Origin of the sequence: uncultured Turicibacter sp. (assembly GCF_938044715.1) — a bacterium.
Lineage (GTDB): Bacteria > Bacillota_I > Bacilli_A > MOL361 > Turicibacteraceae > Turicibacter > Turicibacter sanguinis.
Genome location: NZ_CALIOS010000028.1, coordinates 70,159 through 77,106, shown reverse-complemented (window position 1 = coordinate 77,106; position 6,948 = coordinate 70,159). Strand labels below are relative to the sequence as shown.

Below are 6,948 nucleotides of genomic sequence, written 5' to 3'. Positions count from 1 at the left end.
CTTAACGTCATACGTAAATCTCTTAAATTCGTCACATGTTCAATATTTAAAGCATATGTTTTATCAATCAATTGTTGTGCACGCTGTGCTGCTCTCATTTTATCATCTTGTGTCACAATAATAAACTGTTGTCCATTATGTCTCGTCAACAATCCTTCTTTAAACTCACTCTTAATTAACTCAAATACTTGCTCAATCACCTGATCTCCAGCAATATATCCATATGTCTCATTGAACTTTTTAAAATTATCTAAATCAACAACAAAAACACTTCCATTTGGATATTTCTCCGAGCATTGATCATATAACTGTTGTAACGTTAAAGCTTCCATCTCTTTATCAGGTAAGTCTTGTTTTTTAGAACGTAAACTTTTTCGTTTTTTATTATAACAAACAAACAAAATCGTTGCGAGTAATCCCCCAACAAGAATCCATCTGCCTATTATTAAGGATGGATTCTTATCGTCAACTTTATCACTCATCGTATTTTTAAGATTTTCTTCAATCAAATTAATTTGAATCGAACTTTCTGATTTTAATGGGGTAGGGATTTGACTTGCAAAGTAAAAAGCTTGTTCATAATTTTCTAACTCAAGATTTTTTTGAATGATATCCTTTAACAATAAAATTCTTAATACCGAATCAATATCCCCTTTCATTACCTCTTCATAAAAATCCACATAAAAATCAAGCAGTTCTTGTCCCTCGAACTTAATGTCACCATAGAGCTTATTTTTAAAAACATTTAGAGACTGAATTTCATAGTTCCCCTCCGCCTCAAATTCGGCTGCCAATAATTGTTCTAATGCTTTTTCCTTTTGTCCATCCTCAATATATAACTTGGCTCTAATGATTGATTTGTAGTTATTTTCATACTCACTCTCTTCTAATACTGAGTTAACTCTTTCATCTTCAACCAACTCTAAGGCTTTCTCAATCCCGTACTCATTAGCAATACTATAAATATACGGCCCGAACATATAAAAAGGAAATTCCTCTTGCCTTGCCACAATTAAATCTTCATAAATCAAAATCACATTCGTATAAGATTCATTGAGATACTCATTAATAACTAAACTACTAATGCCACAACTTAGTAAGTCTTCATATCCATAAGTTTGAGCAAGTGTGATAGCTTTTAGGGCATACTGATTCGATAAATCTATCTGTAAAGTTCCTAAATAAAGATTCTTTAAGATTAAGCAACTCATAATATTTTGATAAACATCTGAACTAAGTTCTATAGACTCTTGTAATAATTGGACTGCTTGATCAGTATTCACAAGTAGATTAATGTAATCTTTAGCTCGCATCTGATAAATCAGCGATAACAACTGATCATTCTCACTCTCAATAGCAAGAGATTTAGCGTATTCAAAATACTCATCTGATTTAGGATTATTCTCAAGATATAAATAATTTTTAGAAATCCCCATCAATACGATTGCTTCTACTTCTTCAGGTTGATTTTTTCCAATAGATAATTCCTTTACAAAGTAATTATTTGATTCTTCATACTCTCCTTGATAAAAGTTCACATATGCTAGATAAGAATAAGCTTTTTTTAATTCATTCCGATTTTTAATGTCATCGAGCCTCTCAATGACCTCTTTCTCATAGCTTACTAACACATCTGGGGTTAGACTCATGAGCTGATGATCTAAATTCTCAATAAACTCACTTAACTCTAACGATTCTGTTGTTTCCTTATGATGAATACCGATTCCAACGAGTGTTCCCAAAAGGAGAAGGACGAATAAAATCCTCTGCAAAATAATCCACCTCAATATATAATTTTTAGACAACCATCCCCTGTTGTCTACGTCTCTTAGCTTCTAAAAAGTTAGCACTAAATAAATAGGTCTTTTAAAATTGTAAGTTATGATTTAAAAGATAGTTTATCAAAATAAACACCTAAAATGTAACTCCCTACTCTGCTACAATAAAGCATATTCCCCACCATCATATCACCATAAAAAAAACAAAACAACAATTCACGTAATAACGTCATAAAAACCGACAAAAAAGAATGTATTATTTCAATTAAGATATAACGCTTTCCCAACATATATCATATTAGGATTAGTGATCCCATTCAACTTCACTAATTCGGAAACCGTTGTACCATATTTAGCCGCAATCCCCCACAACGTATCCCCTGCTTTCACTGTATATTCAGTCGTTTCAACTCCACTCGATTCACCTGAAATTTGTAATACTTCCCCAACATAAATCACATTAGGATTACTAATATCATTCAATTTCACTAATTCAGAAACCGTCGTACCGTATTTATTCGCAATCCCCCACAACGTATCCCCTGCTTTCACTGTATATTCAGTCGCTTCAACTCCACTCGATTCACCTGGCATTTGCAATACTTCCCCGACATAAATCACACTAGGATCACTAATATCATTCAACTTTACCAATTCAGAAACCGTCGTACCGTATTTATTCGCAATCGCCCACAACGTATCCCCTGCTTTCACCACATAATCAAACGTCGTCTGTGGTTGAGACGGAATCTCAGGTTTTGAAACCTCAACTGAAGATAAGAAAATACCATCCGTAAAATAATCTAAATCAACTGAATTCGTTTCAATCCCATTAACTTCTCCTGCATCACTATATTGAAAACCAACCCAGTTGGACCATTTTCCATTATCCTGTGGCTCAGATCCCCCGTAATCTGCTACCCATAGTGGATAGCTGGCTATCTCATCATTCCAAATGTTAATCGCATTATAACTATCACTATATACGACGACCTCTTTCCCACTCAAAGCTTCAACCTCTTGAATAAACGCTAATCCAACCTCATTAATCTCCTCATTATTCAACAATCCAAACGACTCAAAATCCATCGCTAACCGGCAATCATATGAATAATCTTCAACAAGTGACACAAAAAAAGACGCCTGATTCTTTGCTTCCTCCACACTCATCGCTGTCACATAATGATAAAAACCAACTTTTAACCCTGCTTCATTCGCCTTCTTGGCATTTGCCTCAAACTGCTGATCCACATAATCAAAACCCTCACTACTTCGAATATACACCACCTCAACCCCAGATTCCTTAACTGCCTCAAAATCAATATCACCTTGCCACTCACTCACATCAATTCCATTATATTTCAAATCACTAGACGGAGACAAAGCTAATGCCTTTATATCAGAGCCTAAGATAACACTCACCATCACCACAATAGATACCATCCACTTTTTCAACTTAAAACACTCCTTTCAATGATTAAATAGATACTATAACTTATGACAACAACAAAAAAACGGTCCTGCTTACGCAGAACCGCTATCTTAAATAACGCATTTAAATGTTTGTTGAGTGACCGCTAACTGTTCTCTTGCCAAGAAATTAACCATCTTCACATCATTTATTAACTCATGTAATTGAATATATGATAAGAAATATTTTTTTCCCCAAGCGCGCACTGCCGTAAACAACTCATGACCATAATAATTTAAATCAAGCTCAGGCACAATATAAAAGGACATCAAATCCAAATACTTATACTTCACGCTTCCGGGAACCGAATACGTCTCCTTAATTTCAACTAAAGCCATTCCCTTAATCTCGTTATCAACCTCTAATAAAATATAATCTCGATAACGAGTTTTAATATTTTCCTCAATCCATTCCTCATCCATACTTTTTCCTTGATAATTCGTTGGTTGTAAACTGTGACGATGACGATTTAAGGCAAAATGCAGATTATGTAAAGTTTCTACATCTTCAAGCGTTGCCATTCTAATATTCATATTTCATTCCTCCTACTTCATTCAAGGTATTACTAACCTATGAACGATAAGTAATCAAATATGAACGAATCGACAAAAGCTCTTAAATAAACTGTCCCTCTTTCAAAATAAAAATCCAAATAAACATCGTGATGACCGAAAACATCGAGCCAAACACAACAAGTTGTCCTGCCAAATCTGCATCGCCATCCATTTGCTTCGCCATACTAAACGATGAAACTGCCGGAGGAGATCCAAAAATCGCAAGTAAGATTGCTAAACTCGTCCCTTTAAGATCAAACATAATCGCCAGGGGTAAAAAGATAACAGGTGCTAACACCAATTTTCCAAGTAATCCAATACACAAGTTTCTTAAATTGCCTCGAACGCTCGAAAACGTAAATGATGCTCCTAAAATAACGAGTGCCAATGGCGTTGTCACCTTTGATAAATCGCTAATTGTTTTCTCAATAGCCGATGGTAACTTAATGCCTATAGCCAAAAATAACAGACCGAGTAGCGACCCGATAATTAATGGATTCGTGACAATTCCTCTTAGAATTTTCCTCACATGGATGCGACTTCCACGAAATGTTTCGAGGGTGATGACCGCTAAAACATTAAATAACGGCACAATAACTGCAACTAATAAAGCAGCTGCTCCTGTCGATTCAGCCCCACATAAAGAAGTCGCAATTGGAATTCCAAAAATCACAAAATTACTTCGAAAAATAGCCTGAATCAAAACACCACGCTTAGGATTTTCCTTCTCAATTAAACAAATAATGCCCCAAGTGATTAAGAAAATAAGTATCACACTGAAAATCGCAAACAACATGAGTTTTAAATTAAAAACTCCTGCGATGTCTGTTTGATACACGTTAATAAATAACAACACTGGTAAAAATACTTTGAAAACCACTGTATTCATTCCATTAATCGTATGTGTGTCCCAAATCTTTAAAACCTTTAATCCATATCCTAGTACAATCATTAAAAACAGTGGTAGCACTACGTTTAATGATAAAATTAAATTCTCCATACGTCTCCCCTACAAACTCCCTTTAGTTTGAGTACTCTCCTTTTAATGTGAAGCAATCTAAAATATGACCGTCCATCGCACGATAAAGCTCGTTCATATAAAATCCTGGTTTTAAATCAAGTAATGTATCTAATGCATAAACATGTGTCTCATAAAGATGAGGGGCATTGGGTGGAGCCATTCCTCCATAATAACTAGAGGCTTCAATACTTTGATTATCTCCTTGAATGCTAATCCAACTATTGACACCTTGAATAAAATCAGTAGCTGTTTGAGATTCACCTGCTAATAATTCATCACGCGTTAAGTTAGCGACTAACCAATGAATCCATGAAAAACCACAAACTGGAACTGCGTCTTTATCTTCCATCACAATGGCAAAAGACTTCGTACCTTGTGGTGCATCTTCAATTTTTAACGGTAACGAATATAAAGGCATCTCATTCTCATTAAATTGAGTCCCTTTTGCTCCATACTCATCGGCAATGATTCCATCAATAATACCTGTACTTGTCACTTTCATTTAATCATCTCCTTTTAAATACATTATAACGTTTTCCACATCAAAAAAATAGGGAGATTCCCAATCATTGTATTAGGATTCTCTCTATTTTTATCTGAACACCCACTTTTTATGCGATTAAACTAAAGGACGAACCTAACACTCGTTCTTTTTTATCTTAAAGTTGTTTGATACCCCGTATAAATCATGCCCACTAACAAAATAAGACAGGCTAAAATAATTAAATATGTCATCCGATCCGGGCGATATGCACGCTGTTCTTTGACTGCCTTTTTCACACGATTTTGTTCTAAAAATAGGCCTACCATATTTAAAAAGATATACGGTAAAATAAACAAAACTAGTTGACCTGCTTCTACTGTATTGTTACTAATATTGAAAGCTAATTGAGTCACGATTGTTGCAATCACCATAATCATAATCGAACTGACAAATACAAGGACAATCCACATTCCAACGCGTGCTTCTTCTTGTTCAGATGGCTCTACGAATATCTCTTGACGATATTTAACATTAATCAATAAAATTCCACCGATAAATTGAATCATAAAGATAACGATTAACAACATAAAAAGCAAAGAAATCTCTAACTTCATCAAACTTAGGATGATATAAATCAAACTGTAACTAAGCGTCGTAAAGAGACAATAAAACTCAGTGATATACGCCATTTTTTTAAGACTTGAATCATGATAATGAACTCGTTTATCGTATCCGGCCACTAAGGTATAATCACCTGTTTTAATGCCATGTGTAAACACAAAATAAATGCTAGTTGCCATCATAAAAAAAGTTAACAAGATGATGAGAATACCAGAAACTTCATACCTTGGACTAAGCACAACAAAAACGAAATAACCAATCAAAGAAAAAAGCTGTGTTAAGTACATCCACTTTAGAGGCTTTAAATTTAACTCAACGGGTTCTTCTTTAATATCTGACTTTATGCCTATTAATCCATCTAAATCTGTTTCAAAGATAGCTGCTAACTTCATCAACATCTCAAGATCAGGTTGCGTCATACCTCGCTCCCAATTTGAAATGGCCTGCCTCGTCACACCTAGTTGGTTTGCCAACTCTTCTTGAGACATTCCCCTACGTTTTCTTAATGTTGCAATCTGAGTTCCTAACTGATGATGCTCCATTTCTCCATCTCCTCTTTGTCTCTATCTGGTGATATCTTACTAAATTCTACATCAGTATGCTACTTTTTATGCGCTGCAGTCACGCAATAATCTGTTGCCTCTCCCTTTTGTTGATTTAATAAAGTGGCAGATTTTAAAAGTGGATAGTCACACTAAGTCCACCCCATCAAACGGAGATAGCTAATATAACAATCTTCGATTGTTCTTCTTAGCATGGGGGCTGCACCCCTTTTCCTAGGAAATATTTTGAGATATTTTGTTGGTGTGATGTTGAAAAACAGTGGATGAAAAAGAGAAATTGTCATAGTTAGATAAAATATGTTAGTTAGTTATGAGTTTTGATTTAATGTGTCTTTTTGACTGTTTTTATTGTAGATAAAAATAAAAGACAAATCGATGTGATTTGCCTTTTTAAAAGAAATGAGACCCTATATTTAGAATCAAATAAAATAAACTATATGCACTAATTAAACCAAT

At 34.6% G+C, this 6,948-nt stretch carries 6 protein-coding genes; all 6 read right to left on the bottom strand.

The features are described 5' to 3' along the window. The coding region (locus QWC74_RS03190; RefSeq protein ID WP_288993908.1) for a diguanylate cyclase at positions 1-1,772 on the bottom strand (1,772 nt) is incomplete at its 3' end. 267 nt (positions 1,773-2,039) lie between these two features. Then, positions 2,040-3,233, bottom strand: coding sequence for a LysM peptidoglycan-binding domain-containing protein (locus tag QWC74_RS03185; protein WP_155231473.1), 1,194 nt, complete (start codon positions 3,231-3,233; stop codon positions 2,040-2,042). An 87-nt stretch (positions 3,234-3,320) separates the two neighbouring features. Further along, a complete protein-coding gene (locus tag QWC74_RS03180; protein WP_006785859.1) occupies positions 3,321-3,782 on the bottom strand; it encodes a hypothetical protein in 462 nt (153 codons plus the stop codon). A gap of 82 nt (positions 3,783-3,864) precedes the next feature. Next, positions 3,865-4,803, bottom strand: a complete 939-nt coding sequence (locus tag QWC74_RS03175) for an AEC family transporter (protein WP_006785858.1) — start codon at positions 4,801-4,803, stop codon at positions 3,865-3,867. Between the two features lie 22 nt (positions 4,804-4,825). Then, positions 4,826-5,326 carry a YbhB/YbcL family Raf kinase inhibitor-like protein gene (locus QWC74_RS03170; RefSeq protein ID WP_006785857.1) on the bottom strand — a complete coding sequence of 167 codons (501 nt, stop codon included), beginning with the start codon at positions 5,324-5,326 and terminating at the stop codon, positions 4,826-4,828. A 152-nt stretch (positions 5,327-5,478) separates the two neighbouring features. Then, positions 5,479-6,471, bottom strand: coding sequence for a helix-turn-helix domain-containing protein (locus QWC74_RS03165; RefSeq protein WP_006785856.1), 993 nt, complete (start codon positions 6,469-6,471; stop codon positions 5,479-5,481). Between the last annotated feature and the right edge of the window lie 477 nt (positions 6,472-6,948).

Coding starts and splice junctions, on each gene's coding strand:
- QWC74_RS03175 (WP_006785858.1), bottom strand. CDS start 4,803: ATGGAGAATTTAATTTTATCATTAAACGTAGTGCTACCACTGTTTTTA.
- QWC74_RS03180 (WP_006785859.1), bottom strand. CDS start 3,782: ATGAATATTAGAATGGCAACGCTTGAAGATGTAGAAACTTTACATAAT.
- QWC74_RS03165 (WP_006785856.1), bottom strand. CDS start 6,471: ATGGAGCATCATCAGTTAGGAACTCAGATTGCAACATTAAGAAAACGT.
- QWC74_RS03170 (WP_006785857.1), bottom strand. CDS start 5,326: ATGAAAGTGACAAGTACAGGTATTATTGATGGAATCATTGCCGATGAG.